Source organism: Citricoccus muralis (assembly GCF_003386075.1).
GTDB classification, from domain to species: Bacteria; Actinomycetota; Actinomycetes; order Actinomycetales; family Micrococcaceae; genus Citricoccus; species Citricoccus muralis.
In genome coordinates this window covers 2,589,447-2,605,286 of sequence record NZ_QREH01000001.1, presented here as the reverse complement: position 1 = coordinate 2,605,286, position 15,840 = coordinate 2,589,447, and the positions used below count along the sequence as shown (strand labels likewise).

The 15,840-nt window shown below is 70.2% G+C and carries 16 protein-coding genes; 11 read left to right on the top strand and 5 right to left on the bottom strand.

The features are described 5' to 3' along the window. Positions 1-155: 155 nt before the first annotated feature. The 3 genes from C8E99_RS11515 to C8E99_RS11505 form a co-directional block, all read right to left on the bottom strand. Positions 156-1,133, bottom strand: coding sequence for a cation diffusion facilitator family transporter (locus tag C8E99_RS11515; protein ID WP_115932404.1), 978 nt, complete (start codon positions 1,131-1,133; stop codon positions 156-158). 73 nt (positions 1,134-1,206) lie between these two features. After that, a complete protein-coding gene (locus tag C8E99_RS11510) occupies positions 1,207-1,656 on the bottom strand; it encodes a DUF421 domain-containing protein (protein ID WP_115932403.1) in 450 nt (149 codons plus the stop codon). Positions 1,657-1,666: 10 nt separating this feature from the next. Beyond that, complete coding sequence (locus C8E99_RS11505) at positions 1,667-2,152, bottom strand: hypothetical protein (protein WP_115932402.1); 486 nt, start codon at positions 2,150-2,152, stop codon at positions 1,667-1,669. 87 nt (positions 2,153-2,239) lie between these two features. Between C8E99_RS11505 and C8E99_RS11500 the strand changes: the two genes are divergently transcribed. From C8E99_RS11500 to C8E99_RS11490, 3 genes are all read left to right on the top strand, one after another. Continuing rightward, a complete protein-coding gene (locus tag C8E99_RS11500; protein WP_245952288.1) occupies positions 2,240-3,013 on the top strand; it encodes a ubiquinone/menaquinone biosynthesis methyltransferase in 774 nt (257 codons plus the stop codon). A 101-nt stretch (positions 3,014-3,114) separates the two neighbouring features. After that, positions 3,115-3,516 carry a hypothetical protein gene (locus tag C8E99_RS16065; RefSeq protein WP_211309035.1) on the top strand — a complete coding sequence of 134 codons (402 nt, stop codon included), beginning with the start codon at positions 3,115-3,117 and terminating at the stop codon, positions 3,514-3,516. Between the two features lie 84 nt (positions 3,517-3,600). After that, positions 3,601-3,873: a hypothetical protein gene (locus C8E99_RS11490; protein ID WP_115932401.1), complete on the top strand. Its 273-nt coding sequence runs from the start codon at positions 3,601-3,603 to the stop codon at positions 3,871-3,873. A gap of 36 nt (positions 3,874-3,909) precedes the next feature. Here C8E99_RS11490 and C8E99_RS11485 read toward each other — a convergent pair whose 3' ends face one another. Beyond that, positions 3,910-4,356: a MarR family winged helix-turn-helix transcriptional regulator gene (locus C8E99_RS11485; protein WP_115932400.1), complete on the bottom strand. Its 447-nt coding sequence runs from the start codon at positions 4,354-4,356 to the stop codon at positions 3,910-3,912. Positions 4,357-4,438: 82 nt separating this feature from the next. On the opposite strand from C8E99_RS11485, the gene C8E99_RS15910 reads away from it, so the two are divergent. From C8E99_RS15910 to C8E99_RS11465, 3 genes are all read left to right on the top strand, one after another. Further along, the gene (locus C8E99_RS15910) at positions 4,439-5,491 is read left to right on the top strand and encodes an endonuclease/exonuclease/phosphatase family protein (protein ID WP_170144593.1); all 1,053 of its coding nucleotides are present in this window, start codon (positions 4,439-4,441) and stop codon (positions 5,489-5,491) included. A 326-nt stretch (positions 5,492-5,817) separates the two neighbouring features. Further along, a complete protein-coding gene (locus C8E99_RS11470) occupies positions 5,818-6,615 on the top strand; it encodes an ABC transporter ATP-binding protein (RefSeq protein WP_115932398.1) in 798 nt (265 codons plus the stop codon). Next, entirely contained in the window at positions 6,612-8,078 is a 1,467-nt protein-coding gene (locus C8E99_RS11465; RefSeq protein WP_147301227.1) for an ABC transporter permease family protein, read from the top strand. The genes C8E99_RS11470 and C8E99_RS11465 overlap by 4 nt, the downstream gene beginning before the upstream one ends. Before the next feature lie 86 nt (positions 8,079-8,164). Here the strand turns inward: C8E99_RS11465 and C8E99_RS11460 are convergent, their stop codons facing one another. Beyond that, positions 8,165-9,688, bottom strand: a complete 1,524-nt coding sequence (locus C8E99_RS11460; protein WP_115932396.1) for a S1C family serine protease — start codon at positions 9,686-9,688, stop codon at positions 8,165-8,167. 211 nt (positions 9,689-9,899) lie between these two features. On the opposite strand from C8E99_RS11460, the gene C8E99_RS11455 reads away from it, so the two are divergent. From C8E99_RS11455 to C8E99_RS11435, 5 genes are all read left to right on the top strand, one after another. Beyond that, positions 9,900-10,565: a DUF4956 domain-containing protein gene (locus C8E99_RS11455; protein ID WP_115932395.1), complete on the top strand. Its 666-nt coding sequence runs from the start codon at positions 9,900-9,902 to the stop codon at positions 10,563-10,565. Next, entirely contained in the window at positions 10,562-11,437 is an 876-nt protein-coding gene (locus C8E99_RS11450; RefSeq protein ID WP_115932394.1) for a polyphosphate polymerase domain-containing protein, read from the top strand. The genes C8E99_RS11455 and C8E99_RS11450 overlap by 4 nt, the downstream gene beginning before the upstream one ends. Next, positions 11,434-13,236, top strand: a complete 1,803-nt coding sequence (locus tag C8E99_RS11445; RefSeq protein WP_115932393.1) for a carbohydrate-binding domain-containing protein — start codon at positions 11,434-11,436, stop codon at positions 13,234-13,236. The genes C8E99_RS11450 and C8E99_RS11445 overlap by 4 nt, the downstream gene beginning before the upstream one ends. Positions 13,237-13,324: 88 nt before the next feature. Continuing rightward, positions 13,325-14,077, top strand: coding sequence for a response regulator transcription factor (locus C8E99_RS11440; protein ID WP_115932392.1), 753 nt, complete (start codon positions 13,325-13,327; stop codon positions 14,075-14,077). A gap of 6 nt (positions 14,078-14,083) precedes the next feature. After that, positions 14,084-15,826 carry a sensor histidine kinase gene (locus C8E99_RS11435; RefSeq protein ID WP_170144592.1) on the top strand — a complete coding sequence of 581 codons (1,743 nt, stop codon included), beginning with the start codon at positions 14,084-14,086 and terminating at the stop codon, positions 15,824-15,826. The last annotated feature ends 14 nt before the right edge of the window (positions 15,827-15,840 follow it).

Sequence of the window (15,840 nt, the reverse complement as noted above, 5' to 3'; positions counted from 1 at the left end):
TTGCCTAATTACAGGAGGTTAGCCTAGCCTAACAACATGTGCAGCCACCGTGCGGGGTGGCAGCACACTGCAGTTGGGTCAACGGTGGACGTGCCCAGCGACCGTACCGGATGTGCGAACCCTCCCAGGTTTCCGGTGCAGTCGCTGGGCACGCGTCAGTCGAAGTCCGGCTGGGCGAAGTCCGGTAGCCGTGTCACGGGCATGACGACCACATCCCAGACCATCCAGTCCACTGAATGGCAGGCCTCGGCCGCCTCCTCGATCTGGTCCAGGCTGACGTCACCGCATCGGGGGACCAGGAAGACCTCGATGTGCAATCGCCGGCCGAGGTCCCGCACGCGGCAGCCAGCCTGATCCACCCACGGCAAGGCCTGCAAGGCGTGGACGGCGTCGGCAATGGCCGGATGCGGACTCTTGTTGTCAGGTGTGGTGGCCCGCCTGTCGATCAGATCCAGGACGGCCGCCCGGAGGTGCTGGACGCCATCCTTGAGGATATCCACCGAGATGACGAAGGCTGCTGCGTAGTCCATCCACCACAGGCCGAGGCCGATGCCGGCCACACCGACGATGGAGGCGGCGTTGGTGAGCCAGTCGGCCTTGTTCATGTTCGCGTCGGCGAAGAGCACCTTGTCATTGAGGATCGGAGCGACCTTCAGCTTGGCGCGGGCCAGGAAGATGGGTGGAATGGCGATGACCGCCATGACTCCCATCATGATCCAGCCGAGCCAGACTGTGTTGCCGAACAGCTGCACCGTGCCGACCGTGGGGTGTTCGGCGGTCACCAGGCCACTGACAGCCTCGTAGGCGAGGAACCCGCCGACCAGGGTCAGGGCCACGGAGGAGACGAGGTGGCCGATGCCGGCGGCGCGATGGACTCCGTAGGGGCGCCGCGAGTTCTGGCGGAACCGGCGGATGGCGAGCAGGGAGACCAGGAAGGAGATCTGCGGGATCGTGGAGAGCATGTCCTCGATCCAGGCGGTCTTCATGGCCTGCGAGTTCCCCAGGACGAAGGCGACGAGGGTGATCGTGCATGCCGTGATGCCCAGGCTGAGCCACTCCAGGTGCACCGCCTTGCGCAAAGCCTCCCGCTGTTCGCGGGGCAGATCCCAGCCGAGCTTCTGTGAGTTGTGCATCAGGGGATCACCCTAAGCCTTGCGTAGATCAGCGACTACGGGCTGGCCCCGAGCCTGCAGGTTGGAGTGCTCACTAGCCCTGCTGGGCGGGCACGATGCTGATGCTGCCGGAGGTTTCGAGCACGGCCCACTTGATCTGGTCCATGGATTCCAGGCCCTGAGTCGATCGTGCTGCGCTGAGCACATCCTCTGCTGAGATGCGCTCCCGGTCCATGATGGATTGGAGCGGGCGGCCGTCCTCCACGAGCACGACCGGCACGCTCTCGAGCGCCCGTTTGAACCGGGGGAGGCGCCAGGAGAAGTAGTCAGAGAGCCGCTCCAGGAGGACCAGCGTGGTGACGACGACGGCTGCCGCCGTCAGGGAGGAATCCTCACCCAACAGCGCCTCCGAGACTGCCTCGCTGATGATGAGCAGGACGATGAAGTCGAACATCGTCACCTGCGCCATGGATCGCTTGCCGGTGAGGCGGAGGACGACGAGGAGGAGCAGGTATACCCCGGCAGCTCGAAGTACGAGATCCATCAGTGCCTCCTCAGGGCAGTACGAACTGGTTGAACGTCACGGTCTCGCCATTGACGGTGGCCTGGCCCGTGAGCAGAAGGTATTCCTGTCCGGCGATGGAAAGAGTCACCTCGGTCTCGGAGGACGGGTCGGCCTGGAAGATCATGGCGAGACCGCCCGGGATCGACTTTTGCTCCGACGGCTCTGGAGTGATTCTCTGCAGGTCGATCCCACTGGCCCACGGCCCGGTGAGCTCGAGGGTGATGGTTCCGTTCTCCACCACCTCGGGCGCGAATGTCAGTGTCATGCTGTTCTCGGTCTTGAGGCGGGTGATGCGATCGACTTCCACGCTGACGAGACTGTTCGGACTGGAGCGGGTCGCTGTGGCCAACGGCCCGGCGCCCAGCAACCCGATCAGGGCGGCAAGGATGAAGGCTACCAACACGATGGTGCCGACCTTCTGGACCTTCCACTCACGCCGTTGGAACCTGAGCTGACTCTCCGTCTGAAGTTCCACAGGTCACCTCCTGAAAGTGCTTCTGAGCATCACAGTCGACCATCACGACGTCAAGGTTCTCGGCGGGAACCGGCTACCGTGGAGCGGGTGAGCACACGCCAGTCAGCCTCAGAGAACCCCTTCTCCGATCAGACGTCGCCGGACGATGCGACGGCGGCGGGCGGGGTACCAGCGGACCACGGGGCCGCGGTCTCCTCGATGTTCGATGGTATCGCCGGCCGCTATGACCTGATGAACCTCGTCATGACCTGGGGCCAGGAGCCGCGCTTCGTCCGGCGCACCGTGGCGAAGGCCGAGCTGCCGGACGCCCCGGTGGTCCTGGACCTGGCCACCGGCACCGGGGATATCGCCCTAGAGGTCCTGCGCTCACGCTATGGAGCCCAGGTGACCGGTGCCGACTTCGCCCCCGAGATGATGGAGGTCGGCAAGCGCCGCCCCGGCGGGGAGCAGGTCGACTGGGTCGAGGCGGATGCCATGGACCTGCCGTTCGAGGACAACACCTTCGATGCCGTCACCCACGGCTACCTGCTGCGCAACGTGGCGGACATCCCCACCACGCTGGCCGAGCAGTTCCGCGTGCTCAAGCCCGGTGGCCGGATGGTCGCCCTGGAGACCTCTCCCGCGCCGGACAACATCATCAAGCCGTTCTCCACGGCGTACATCAAGTATGTGGTGCCGCGGATCTCCCGGCTGATCACCCGCACCCCGGACGCCTACGAGTACCTCTCCGCCACCAGTCGGGGCTTCAAGACCCCTGCCCAGGTCCAGACACTGCTCGAGGGCGCGGGCTTCGAGGGGGTGGGTCACGAAACCCACCTGTTCGGCACGCTCGCGATCCATTGGGCCACCAAACCCCTCTGAGCAGCCTCACTCGGCAGGCCAGCCGTTCACCTTCTGCAGGGGCGGTCCTAGGCTGGGAGTACGCCGGTGCTCCGGCATCGGCAGTCCCTTGGAGGAATGCCATGCGAGACGAAGAGATCCACGAGAACCAGAAGATCCACCTGCTGGAGAAGGACAACACCGGGTTGTCCCTCGGGTACCGCCTGCTGTGGCGGATCCGCTATGCGGCCAATGACGTCTATGGCCCGGCGAGCCGGCAGGCGGGGCTGAACCCGCGGGAGGCACTGCGGGTGGAGCGGGCCCAGCGGGTGGCCGCCGCCTATCGGGAGCAGGGGGAGGAGCCGCCGCCGGCCATCCGCCGAGCGTCCGGTGAGAACGGGGTGACGGAGTCCTGGGACGCCTCCGGCCAGGGCCATCACGGTCAGCCGCCGAAACCCTTCCAGGAGGGTTACCGATACTTCATGCTGAAGGACGGCGAGGAACCGCCCGTCATGCGGCCGAACGAGACCGGGGACAAGACCTGATCCAGATTTCAGTTAGTGCGCTAACTAAAATAGACTGGCCTCGGCCACTGTCACCGTGGTGGATTCCGAACCAGGGGGAACCTGATGACCGAGCAGAGCCCACAGCACCGCCCGAACACGCCCACACGCCAGAAGGCCTACTCGGTGGTGAGGGACAAGACCGGCCTGGGGGCGTGGTTCCGGTTCCAGTGGCGGTTCATCTACATCGCCTCCTGCACGTTCGGCCCGGCCAGTCGCCAGGGCACGCTGGACCCCCGCAAGCAGCTCCAGAAGGAACGTGCCGTGAAACTCCTGCAGGGTTACCGGAACACTGGTCAGCAGCCGCCCGCCGAGTTGCTGGCGTTCACCGGCCACTGACCTGTTGCCGGGGCCGTGAGTCCCGGCCCCGGCTGATCACGGGTGGACGCGCTGCATCAGGGTCGTCATCAGCCGGTGCAGGTCCGTCAACTCGGCCTCGTCCATCTGCAGCCGCCGCATCATCTCCACCGGCACCTGTTCGGCCCGCTGGCGCAACTTGCGGCCCTGGTCGGTGAGGGACAGGGCCAGGCCGCGGCCGTCGTCGGGATTCCGGGCCCGCTGGACGTAGCCGAGCGCCTCTAGGCGCTTGGTCAGGGGGGACAGGGTGGCCGGCTCCATGTGCAGCAACCCCGCCAGGTCCTTGAGGGACAGGGGCGCGTGCTGCCAGAGCGCCAGCATCACCAGGTACTGCGGATGGGTCAGCTTCAACGGTTCGAGCACGGGCCGGTAGGCGGCGATCACGCCTCGAGAGGCCACGGACAGCGCAAAACAGATCTGGCTCTCCAGGGCCAGGGGGTCTGTGACGGGAAGCGGTTCATCCATACCTCTAGGATGCCTGATGTGCCCGGACACGGGTGCCCGGTGCCCGCAGGTGTGCGGATCCGGAGGTGAGAGGAGACCCCTGGTGGCAGGACCGCATGGTTCCCGACGGCGGCGCCTCCGCCGGGCGGTCCTGGTCACCTGCGTGGTGCTGGCGGTCCTCCTGGCGGTGCTGCCCCACCCGGCGATCACCCGGCCGTGGATCATGCCGGCCCTGCAGTCGCTCGTGCCCGTCCTGAGTGTGGCGGCCGGGGTGATCGCCGTCCTGGTGCTGGTGTTCCGCCAGTGGTGGGCCGCCGGCGTGCTGGCTGCCGGGGCGGTCCTGGCGCTGCTGCCGGCGGTGGTGCCGCTCGGTCCGCCCGGGACCGAGGCCGGCCCCGAGCCGGGCACGTTGACCGTCCTGAGTCTCAACGCCGAGTACGCGGGCGTGGACGCCGAGGCCCTGGCCGCGGCGGTGGGGGCCGGCGGGGCTGGTGACGACCGCGGAGCCCACGGATCCGACGGGGTCGGCGGGGTTGACGTGCTGGTCCTCGTAGAGGCCGACGAGGACCTGCTCACGGCCTTGCAGGAGCTCGGGGCCCTGGACGGTCTGCCCTACCGCACCGAAGTGATCCCGGAGGAGCCCCAAGGAGGCACGGCGGGAGGTGCGGTGATCCTGTCCGCCCACCCCCTGCGGTCCGAGGGGGTCCTACCGCGTTTCGCCACGCATCGCCACTTCGAACAGCCCGTGGCGGTGGTCGAGCACCCCGAGCTGGGCGCGGTGCGGGTGGTGGGCATCCACCCCGTGCCGCCGATCGGAGACGACTTCGTCCCCTCGTGGGACGCCACGCTGCGCGGACTGGACGGCTGGCAGGCCGCCCAGGATGACCTGCCCCTGGTCCTGGCCGGGGACTTCAACGCGAGCCAGGCCCACCCGCAGTTCCGGGACCTGGCGGAGGGGTTCACGCCCGCGGCGGCGGCAGCCGGCCCGCTGCCGGGACCCACCTGGCCGGTGGGCTCCTGGGTGCCGCCCTTCACGGCCATCGACCATGTCCTGCTCAGGGGACTGACGCCCGTGGACTACGCGCGGCTGGACTTTCCTGGAACGGACCACCGGGGCATCCTCACCACGGTGCGAGCCCAGCCGGAATCGGGATAGCTGCCGTCTCCCAGGTCCGGATCGGGGAGGGCTACTCGGCGGGAACGTCACGCGGCGGTCGTCGGGGCAGGCGGCGTGGGAGACAAACCCACGCTGGGTCAGCTGGTCCGCCAGCTTGGTGCAACCGCCGGTCGAGAAGGAGGCCGTCCTGGCCATGGCACCATCCTCGCGATTGGTTTCCTGCAGGCTATGTTCCACGGAAGCAACGGGCAACGTGGTGGTCATCGGGGTGGCGCTCGGGGTCATCCCACAGGTGGACCCGCCGCGGCCCAGATTCAGAGCCTGGTCCGATGCCGGCAGGGGGTGCCCGGCGGGACAGTGGAGGCATGATGAATCGACCCTCGCCCCTGCTCGCCGCCCGCAGCTTGACCAAGGCCTACGGGCCCACCCGCGCCCTCGACGGTGTGGACCTGACCGTGCATGCCGGGGAGTCCGTGGCCATCATGGGTCCCTCCGGTTCCGGAAAGACCACCCTGATGCACGTGCTCTCCGGCATCCTGTTGCCCGACGCCGGCTCGGTGCTGTTCACTGCGCCCGGTGCCGAGCCGACCGAGATCACCACCCTGAACGAGGAGGCCCGCGCCCGGCTCCGCCGTGAGCGGCTCGGATTCGTGTTCCAGGACGGGCTACTGCTGCCGGAGCTGACCGCCCAGGAGAACGTGGCCCTGCCGCTGCTGCTCTCCGGCGTGCCCCGCCCCGCCGCTGAGGCCCACGCCGCCCAGTGGCTGGCTGCCCTCGGCCTGGACGGCATGCAGACCCGCCGTCTCGGCGAACTCTCCGGCGGCCAGGCCCAGCGGGTGGCCATCGCCCGCGCGCAGGTGGCCGATCCCCAGGTCGTCTTCGCCGACGAGCCCACCGGCGCCCTCGACTCCGCCACCTCCGCCTCCGTCCTCGGAGCCCTGCTCGACTCCACCGTGGGCCGCGGCCGCACCCTCGTCATGGTCACCCATGACCAGACCACCGCCGACCGCTGCTCCCGCCTCGTGCGCGTGCAGGACGGGCGGATCGTGGCCGACTCGGCCGCCGGTGTGGCCGATGCTGCTGGTGCGGCCGGCTCCGGCGCCCCGGTCAGTCCGACCGGCTCGGCCGGCTCGGTGACCCACTGGACGGAGGCCACCCGATGACCACAACCCCACACACCCCCTCCGGGCCTTACATGGGTTCCGCTCCGCTGGGCGACCGGGATCAGCCGGGCACGACGCCGGCCGGTCGCCTCGCAGCGCTCCCCGGCCGGCCGCCGTCGACCGCGGGCCGCGGACCGTCCCGTGGAACCGCCGCCGTGCTGCAGCTGTTCCTGGGCAAGCTGTTCGCCGACCGCCAGGTCTGGGGGCTGCCGGTCACCGCGTTTGCGATCGTCGGCACGCTGGCCCTGCTCGTGGCCGGGGGCGCCGCCTCGTTCTGGACGATCGAGGGAGACCTGGCCGGCCTCTACCTGATGCTCTCCGTCTTCGCGCTGATGCTGCTCGTGTTCCCGATGGCCGGCCTGGCAGGATCCGCGGCCAAACTCCTCGCCCGGCGCCGGGACGAACGCCTGTCCTCCCTGCGCCTGCTGGGTGCCGGGACGGGCATGGTGCGCACCTTGGCCGTCGTCGAGTCCGTCGTGCTGGCCGCGGCCGGACTGCTGCTCGGGGTGGTCGGCTACCTCGTGTTCATGCCACTCGTGGGGCTGATCCCGTTCGCGGGGCGGCCGATTGGGCTGGAGGGGATGTGGCTTGGCACCGGCTGGCTCTTCGCCGTGCTCGGCGCCCTCCTAGTGATGGCCGCCGCAAGTTCGATGGCCGGGCTGCGGCGGATCGAGATCACCCCGCTCGGGGTGCGTACCCGCCAGGAGGCATCGAAGGTCCACTGGGTCCGGGTGGTGCTGGCCGTGGCGGGCCTGGCGCTGGCGCAGGTGGTGCTCAACGCCTTCGGGGCAGCGAACATGATGGTGCTGTTGATCATCCTGCTCATCGGCTTCAGCCTGCCGATGATCGCCCTGCACTTCATCGGTCCCTGGCTGGTAGGCGTGGTGACGCGCCGGACCTGGCGCCGCGCGGACACCGCCGAGAAGCTGGTGGCCGCCCGCAATGTGCTCGAGTCCCCGCAGCAGGCCTGGCGGCAGATCGGCGGGCTGGCGGTGACCGTGTACATCGGTGTGGTCGGGGGCGCGGGCATGGGCCTGGCGGACTCGCTTGCGTCCGGGGACCTGCGCCAGGAGGACCTGATGCTGACGGCCGACCTGCGCACCGGGGTGCTGCTGACCATGCTCATCGCCTTCGTGCTGACCGCCTGCTCCGTGGGCATCACCCAGGCCGCGCAGGTGCTTGACCGCGCGGACATGTACCGGGGGCTGGGCCGGCTCGGGATGACGGAGTCGAGCATGGAGGCCATCCGCCGGCGTTCGGTGATGGGCCCCCTGTGGATCGTGCTGGTGTTCACCCTGGTGGCCGCCGTGGTGACGACCCTGCCCGTGATCGGTGCTGCCGTGATCTTCAGCCCCCTGTCCATGGGCCTGGTGGCCGCCGTGCTGGTGCTCGGCGTGGTGCTCGTCCGCCTGGGCGTCACCGCGTCCCGGCCCACGTTGCGCGGGGTGCTGACGGAGGCCTGATGCGGCTGGAGTTGTGTCTGGAGGGATTCACGCCGGGGAACCGGTTTCCGGTGAATCCCTCCAGACTCAACGTGGTGGTGCCGGTCTCAATTGACGGTGCTCTCGCCCAGGTCCAGGGTGGCGGTGTGCTCGGCACCGTCGGCGTCCGTCCAGATCAGGCTCACGGAGTCGCCCGGGTCCAGTGCGCTGACCTGATCGGAGAGCTCGGAGGAATCGGCCACCTCCGTGCCGTCCAGGGCCGTCACGGTGTCACCGGCCACCAGGCCCGCCGACTCGGCCGCGGATCCCGGGGCGACCTCCACCACGAGCGCGCCGGAGGTTGCGGAGTCGGTGCCACCCTCCCGCGAACCCCGCGAGCGCGGATCCGCGTACTCCGCCTGTGCCGCGGCGGCGGCATCCGTCACGGTGACCCCGAGTGCCCCGGAGGCGCCGACCTGCACGCTGTCCGACTCGGTGCCGGCCACGATCTGGTCCGCGATGCCCAGAGCCTCGGTGATCCCGATGGCGAAGCCGTTGACCTGCTCGGAGGTCTGCCCGGTGGAGGCTGCCGTGCTCATGCCGACGACCTGGCCGTCCTCGTCCACCAACGGCCCGCCGGAGTATCCGGGGACCACGTCCGCGTCCGTCTCGATCAGCCCGGTGAGGTCCTCGGTGTCCCCCAGGCTCTCCGCGGAGATCGACCGGTCCACGCCGGTCACCGTGCCGGAGACGGCGGTCAGGTAGCCCTGGCCGGAGCCGTTGCCCACGGCGGCCACGCCCTCCCCGGGGTCCACGCCGGAGGAGTCGACGCTCATGGTGTCCAGCCCCGAGGCATCCTGCAGCTGCAGCACCGCCACGTCATGGGTGGCGTCCCGGCCCACCACGCTGGCCGTGTAGGTCTCACCCGTGTCTGCCACGGTCACCTCCACCTCGGAGGATCCGTCCACCACGTGGTAGTTCGTCAGGGCGAGCCCGTCCGCACTCAGCACCATCCCGGTTCCCGCTCCCTCCCCGAAGGAGGTCTCGGTCTCGACCAGGAGCGTGCCCGGGGCGTCCTGGACCTCGACGCCGGCGTCCACCTGGGTACCCGTGGCACCCTGGGTGCCACCGGAGGAGGCATCGGGACCGCCGAAGGAGTACCTGTCCGGGCTCTCGGAGCGCTCCCCGCCGATGCCGCTGTCCAGCCCGCTGGCCTGGCCACCGCTCGAATCGCCTGAGGAGCTGTCCTGTTCGGGCACCGTGATGCCCTCGTGGACGTGGTCCAGGGTCTCGGCCAGCGTGGCGGGATCAGCGACGGTCTGTGCCGAGAACCCGTCCGCTGCGGACTCCTCCGACGAGGAGCCGTTGCCGCTGGCCGGCGAGGAGGCGGCGGACGGGGGAGTGCCGGTGCTGACGGAGTCGGCCACTACGCCGCCGATGCCGCCGGCCACCATCAGCCCGGCGACGGCCAACCCCGCCACGGACCAGCGGATGCGGCGGGGGTTCTCCCGGGCACGCCGGTGGGTGGTGTCCGCGGCGGCATCGGCCGAGAGCACGGTCAGCGGGGCGGTGTCCGGGTGGGCTGTGCCGGTGGGGCCTGTGCCCGGGGGCCGGTCGGACGGTTCGGGGGTGTTCGGGTCGGTGCCGGTCATGGCGTGCTCCTGGGGATCGGGCGGTTCTCGATGCGTCAACACACCACCACCGCGGCCTCTGCGTCACGTGTGCCCTTCCTGTGACGGCGCTGTGCAGGCCGAACACACGGGCGAACGCACAGGGCGGACCAGCGGCCGGCACAGCTGCGGCACAGAGTCGGCATCCAGGGTGAACATCATCTCAACATCCCCTGAACGGAAAGGGAGCGCGATGCCGTCCCTCCTCTATATCGCAGCCGACCTGCTGGCCATCGGCGTGCTGGTCCTCGGCCTCTACCGCAGCCGCCACGGACGCAAGGACCTCGTGGTGTCCTTCCTGGGCGCCAACGTGGGTGTCCTCGCGGTGGCCGCCGCCCTGGCCGGGGTCTCCACCACCGCGTCACTCGGGGTCGGCCTCGGCCTGTTCGGGGTGCTGTCCATCATCCGGCTGCGCTCCACCGAGCTGGAGCAGCATGATGTGGCCTACTTCTTCTCGTCCCTGGCCCTCGGCCTGATCGCCGGGCTGGGCGTGCAGCCGGCCTGGCTGGCCGCCGCGCTGATGGCCCTGCCCGTGCTGGTCCTGGCGGTCGTTGACCACCCCCGCTTCATGGGCGGCGCCCGGCGCCAGCGGATCGTCGTGGACCGCGCCGTCACCGGGGAGCAGGAGCTCACGGACCACCTCTGGGACTTGCTGGGAGCCGAACCCCAGCGGATGACCGTGGTCGAGACGGACCAGATCCGGGACCTCACGGTCGTGGACGTCACCTACCGGGTCCCGCGCGCCGGCCAGCGGTCCACCCACCGGAGGCCCGACGCCGGCCCCGTGGCGCCCGCGGTCCTCCCCGCCCCTGCCCCGGCAGGGACCACCCCCAGCCCGGTCACGGTGGCCACACGATGACCGACCCGTTCTCCGCCGCCGTGGCCACCCTGCCCACCCTCGACCTGGAGTCCATGAACCTGCAGGCGGCGCTGCAGGTGCGGCACGACCGCAAGTACATCGTTCCCGCCCCGGTGGCCACAGACCTGGTGCTGTGGGCCGGGACGGGCCGGGCCGGCGTCGGGCAGGCCATGGCCCTCGAGGTGGCCGGCACCACCGAGAGCCCCTACGACTCGACGTACTACGACACCCCTGCGCTGGAGGCGTACCGGATGGCCGCGCGCCGGCACCGGCATCGTTTCAAGGTACGCACCCGCCGGTACCCGGACACCGGCGACCGCTTCCTCGAGGTGAAGACCAAATCCGCCTCCGGGCAGACCGTCAAGCACCGCGTCCCCTGGGGCCTCGAGGACGGGACGCTGGGCGGCGAGGGGCTCAGCTTCGTGGCCGAACGACTCGGGCGGACGGTCGGAGGTCCGCTGCGCCCGGTCCTGCACACCTTCTACCGGCGCACCACCCTGCTGCTGCCCGGCCTGGGGACCCGGCTGACCCTGGACCGCGACCTGCTGTGGACTCCGGCATTCGCGGATCAGCCGTCGGACCACTCGGCGGACGTGGGGGGAGCGCTCCGGCTGTCCCGACGGCTCGTCGTGGAGACCAAGTCCGCGGGCCACCCGACCGCCGCGGACCGCTGGCTCTGGCGCCGCGGGATCCGGCCCGTGGCCGTCTCCAAGTACTGCGCCGGGCAGGCCCTGCTGCACCCGGACCTGCCGCACCACCGCTGGCACCGCACGCTGCACCGGGACCTCCCGGTGGCGCCCGCCGCGCCGAACGAACCCCTCACCGCTGACGCACACCACACCGACCTCGACCGCAAAGGACTGCGCCCATGACCACCCAGCTCCCTGCCAGCCAGCCCCCTGCCAACCTATCCCCTGCCGCCCAGCATCCCCGCCGGCGGCGCCCCGCGGCGCTCCGGGCCACAGCGCTCACGCTGAGTGCGGCCCTGATGCTCGCCGGCTGCGCGGCCACCGGCACCTCGGCCTCGTCCGAGATGTCCGAGACGTCCGAGACGTCCGACGGCGTAGCCTCCGGTGGCGCCGAAAGCGCCGGGATCGCGGAGTGGACGAGCGCGGGGGCCACGGAGGAGATCGCCGAAGCGACGCACTACGACGCGGATGACACGAGCTATGCCGAGGATGAGGTCACCGAGGTGGCCCTGGAGGGCACCGGGGCGAGTGCGACCGGCGCCGCTGCGGACACCGTGTCTGTCGCAGCGGAGGAGGGGGAAGCGGTCCTGACGATCTCCGGATCCGGCACCTACCGCCTCTCCGGTGACTTGCAGGGCACCGTGGTGGTGGCCTCCGGTGCGGAGGATGCCGTGCGGGTCATCCTCGACGGTGCGGCCATCACCTCCGCCACGGGCTCGGCGCTGCGGGTCGACTCCGCGGATGAGGTGACCCTCCTGCTGGCCGAGGGCAGCGCGAACTCCCTGACCGATGCGGAGACCTACGAGGACACCTCGGAGGACGCCGCGGACGCGGCCCTGTACTCACGCGCGGACCTGACGATCGCCGGATCCGGGTCCCTGGCCGTGCAGGGCAACCACCTCGACGCGATCCACGGCAACGACGGCCTGGTGATCGACGGGGCGGACGTCACGGTCCAGGCGGCCGACGACGGGATCGTGGGGAAGGACTACGTGGCCCTGCTCTCCGGCACCGTGGCCGTCACGGCCGCGCAGGATGGGGTGAAGTCCTCCAATGCCGAGGAGTCCGACCGCGGCTGGCTGACCGTCTATGGCGGCAGCCTCCAGGTCTCCGCGGGTGACGATGGCGTCAAGGCCGAGTCCACCCTGACCGTCCGGGACGGCGAGGTCACCGTGACCGAGTCGACCGAAGGCCTGGAGGCCTACGTGATTGTCGTCTCCGGTGGCGCGATCGACGTGACCTCCTCGGACGACGGCCTCAACGCCTCCGGGGAACTGGCCACGGCGGACTCCACGGCCGACACGACCACAGAGGACTCCGGCGCGGCCACCGAGGACTCTGCGGCGGCTGCGGCTGCGGGCGGCTTCCCGGGCGGGGGCATGGAGGCGGCCGGTGGGCAGAGCGTCACCGTCACCGGCGGCGCGCTGACGGTCACCGCCGAGGGCGACGGTCTGGACTCGAACGGGAGCGCGGAGATCTCCGGGGGCACCGTGGTGGTCAACGGTCCGGAAGGCAACGGTAACGGCTCGATCGACGTGGCCGGTGACCTCACGGTGACCGGGGGCACCCTGGCGGCCGCCGGCAGCGCCGGCATGGCGCAGGGCCTGGGCGAGGCCTCCACTCAGGGCGGGTTGCAGGTCACCGTCCCCGAGGCGGTCGAGGCCGGGACCACGCTGGTGGTGGCGGATGCCGAGGGCGCCGTGGTGGCGGCCTTCACCACGGTGAAGTCCGCCGAGAACCTGGTCCTCTCGACTTCCGGGATCGAGGACGGCGCCGAGTACACCGTGTACGGCACCGCGGATTCCGGGGCCGAGGCCGGGGTGGCCGCCGGGCAGACCCTGGACGGTTCGATGACCACCGACGGCGCCACGGCACTGGCGACCGTGACGGCGGGGGAGTATTCGGCCGGGATGGGCGGCGGCATGGCGGGTGACATGGGTGGCGCGCCGGGCGGTGGCCCGGGCGGCGCACCGGCCTGGTGATCGTGGACGGCACAGACTTCACAGGTTCAGCACAGCTTCAGCACGTTGCTGCGACAGGATGATGCCCTGTACTGGAACCATGTACCCTATGAACCCGACCCCGGCCACCTCCCTGTCCGCCTTGCGCGAGGTGCTGCCTCAACTGGCCCATCCGGACGGATCGCCGGTCCGGGCCCTCGTGGTGGATGACGAGCCGATGCTCGCGGATCTGGTCTCCATGGGTCTCTCCCTGTGTGGCTGGGAGGTCCGGGTGGCGCATGCCGGCCGGGCCGCCGTCGAGGCCGCTCGGGGTTTTGTCCCCGACGTGCTGGTGTTGGACTGGATGCTGCCGGAACTGGACGGAATCGAGGTACTGGCCAAGGTACGGTCTTTCCGTCCGGGGATTCCCGCCCTGATGCTCACGGCCCGGGATTCTGTGGATGATCGAATCCGTGGGCTGGCGGCGGGTGGCGACGATTACGTCACCAAGCCGTTCTCGCTCGAAGAGGTCCTGATCCGACTGCACCGGCTTGTCCAGCGCACCGGTGTCATGGCACTGGACGCCGACGAACTCGTGGTCGGGGACCTGAGTCTGAACGTCCGCACCCGCGAGGTCAGCCGGGGGGGTGAGGCGATCGAACTCACCACCACCCAGTTCAACCTGCTGCAGTACCTCATGGAGAACCCGCGAGCCGTGTTGTCCAAGGCTCAGATCCTGGACCACGTGTGGGACTACGACTTCGGCGGGCAGGCGAACATCGTGGAACTGTACATTTCCTACCTGCGCAAGCGGATCGATGCCGGCCGCGTCCCCATGATCCACACCGTGCGCGGTGCCGGCTACGTGATCCGGCCGGCCTGAATGACCGTGTCACCCCGTCCCCGCCAAGCCCCCACACCCGGGGCCGACGCCGGCCGTCCCGCTCCCACGGTGGCCTCGCCACGGACCGCCGGTACTGGTGCTGACCGCCGGGCCAGCCTGGCGCTACGGACCATGCTCGGGGTCGTGGTGCTGCTGGCCATCGTGCTGGCTGCCTTCACGGTGACTTCCTTGGTGCTGAGCGGGCGGACGGTGGATGCCCAGCTGGAACAACGCGTGGACCAAGCCTGGGAACGGTCGTTGACGTTCCTGGGTGGCCCCGAGGGACTGTCCCCGGGGCCAGCGGATGCACAGCCGAACGAGCCGAACGAGGGCGACGCTCCCCGGGGTGAGTCCGACCGCAGCCCGCTGGAGGCCCCGGGCCAACCGGCGGGGATGCTGGCCCTCGTGGCAGTCGGTGACACCGTGTTGAGCGCTGACAGACTGGATGCGGACGGGCAGTCGGTGGAGCTGTCCGACGCCGATGTGCAGGTCCTGTCGGTCGTCGTCGAGGAGGCACGCGCTGCCGATCCCACTGCCGCAGATCCCGCTGTAGAGGGTGTGACCCGGACCGTGGAACTGGAAGCCGGCCGCTACCTGGTGAAGGCCCAGGCGGTGGACGCCGTCTCTGGCACCGGGCAAGTCTTGCCGGCCGTGGCGGTCGCGGGCTTGCCCACCGCCGAGGTGGACGGGACCAAGGCGACCCTCGCCGGGGTCCAGGTCGTCGGTTCGCTGGCCGCCCTGGTGGTGGCCGGCGTCGCCGGTTGGTGGTGGATCCGGAGGTTGCTGCGCCCCCTCGCGGAGGTCTCACGGGCGGCGGTCCGTATGGCGGAGGTGCCCATGGGTTCCGGTGACGTCTCCCTGGCGCAATACCGGGTCCGAGCTGACCTGGCTCAACCGGGGGATGAGGTCGGAGACGTCGGGCATGCCCTGAACCGGCTGGTGGACTCCGTGGACGGGGCCTTCGAACAGCGCAACCGCTCCGAGCGGCGGCTGCGGACCTTCGTGGCGGACGCCTCCCACGAACTGCGCACTCCGCTGGCCGCCGTGCGCGGCTATGCCGAGATGGTGAGCCTGACCGAGCCGCTGACCGAGCGGGGAAGGGAATCGGTGGGCCGGGTGCTCACCCAGGCTGACCGGATGGGCTCGCTGGTGGAGGACCTGTTACTGCTGGCGCGGCTGGATGCCGGCCAGGACGGACGGGATGACCGCGAGGAACGGGCTGGAGGCGAGGTCGACTTCGGCGAGGTGGTGGTGGACGCCGTCATGGACGCCACCGCCGCCGGCCGGGACCACCACTGGGAGGTGGACGTGCCGGAAGCGTCGGTGGTCGTGGCAGGAGACGGTCGCCAGCTGGCACAACTGGTGGCCAACCTCCTCTCTAACTCGCGCAAGCACACCCCCGCCGGGACCACGGTGTCCGTGCGGTTGGACGCGGAGGGCCCGGCCGGCGTCGGGCCCGGTCCCAACGCAGTTGCTCCTGGCGGCGGAGGCAGAGGGGCCGGTGGCGGAACCGCGGTGCTGACCGTCGAGGACGACGGACCCGGCATCGAACCGGAGCTGCAAGACGGGCTGTTCGACCGCTTCGTCCGCGGCGATGCGGCCCGAACCGGGATGGAGGGGTCCACGGGGCTGGGACTGTCCATCGTCCGTTCCGTGGCTCATGCCCACGGTGGCGAAGTCTCGGTGGAGTCGGCACCGGGGCGCACGGTGTTCACCGTTGAGCTGCCGATTGCCATGGCTATCGTTTAGCGATAGATTGACAT

Coding starts and splice junctions, on each gene's coding strand:
- C8E99_RS11440 (WP_115932392.1), top strand. CDS start 13,325: ATGAACCCGACCCCGGCCACCTCCCTGTCCGCCTTGCGCGAGGTGCTG.
- C8E99_RS11470 (WP_115932398.1), top strand. CDS start 5,818: ATGATGAATCGACCCTCGCCCCTGCTCGCCGCCCGCAGCTTGACCAAG.
- C8E99_RS11450 (WP_115932394.1), top strand. CDS start 10,562: ATGACCGACCCGTTCTCCGCCGCCGTGGCCACCCTGCCCACCCTCGAC.
- C8E99_RS11485 (WP_115932400.1), bottom strand. CDS start 4,356: ATGGATGAACCGCTTCCCGTCACAGACCCCCTGGCCCTGGAGAGCCAG.
- C8E99_RS11490 (WP_115932401.1), top strand. CDS start 3,601: ATGACCGAGCAGAGCCCACAGCACCGCCCGAACACGCCCACACGCCAG.
- C8E99_RS11510 (WP_115932403.1), bottom strand. CDS start 1,656: ATGGATCTCGTACTTCGAGCTGCCGGGGTATACCTGCTCCTCCTCGTC.
- C8E99_RS11515 (WP_115932404.1), bottom strand. CDS start 1,133: ATGCACAACTCACAGAAGCTCGGCTGGGATCTGCCCCGCGAACAGCGG.
- C8E99_RS11445 (WP_115932393.1), top strand. CDS start 11,434: ATGACCACCCAGCTCCCTGCCAGCCAGCCCCCTGCCAACCTATCCCCT.
- C8E99_RS11465 (WP_147301227.1), top strand. CDS start 6,612: ATGACCACAACCCCACACACCCCCTCCGGGCCTTACATGGGTTCCGCT.
- C8E99_RS16065 (WP_211309035.1), top strand. CDS start 3,115: ATGCGAGACGAAGAGATCCACGAGAACCAGAAGATCCACCTGCTGGAG.
- C8E99_RS11455 (WP_115932395.1), top strand. CDS start 9,900: ATGCCGTCCCTCCTCTATATCGCAGCCGACCTGCTGGCCATCGGCGTG.
- C8E99_RS11460 (WP_115932396.1), bottom strand. CDS start 9,688: ATGACCGGCACCGACCCGAACACCCCCGAACCGTCCGACCGGCCCCCG.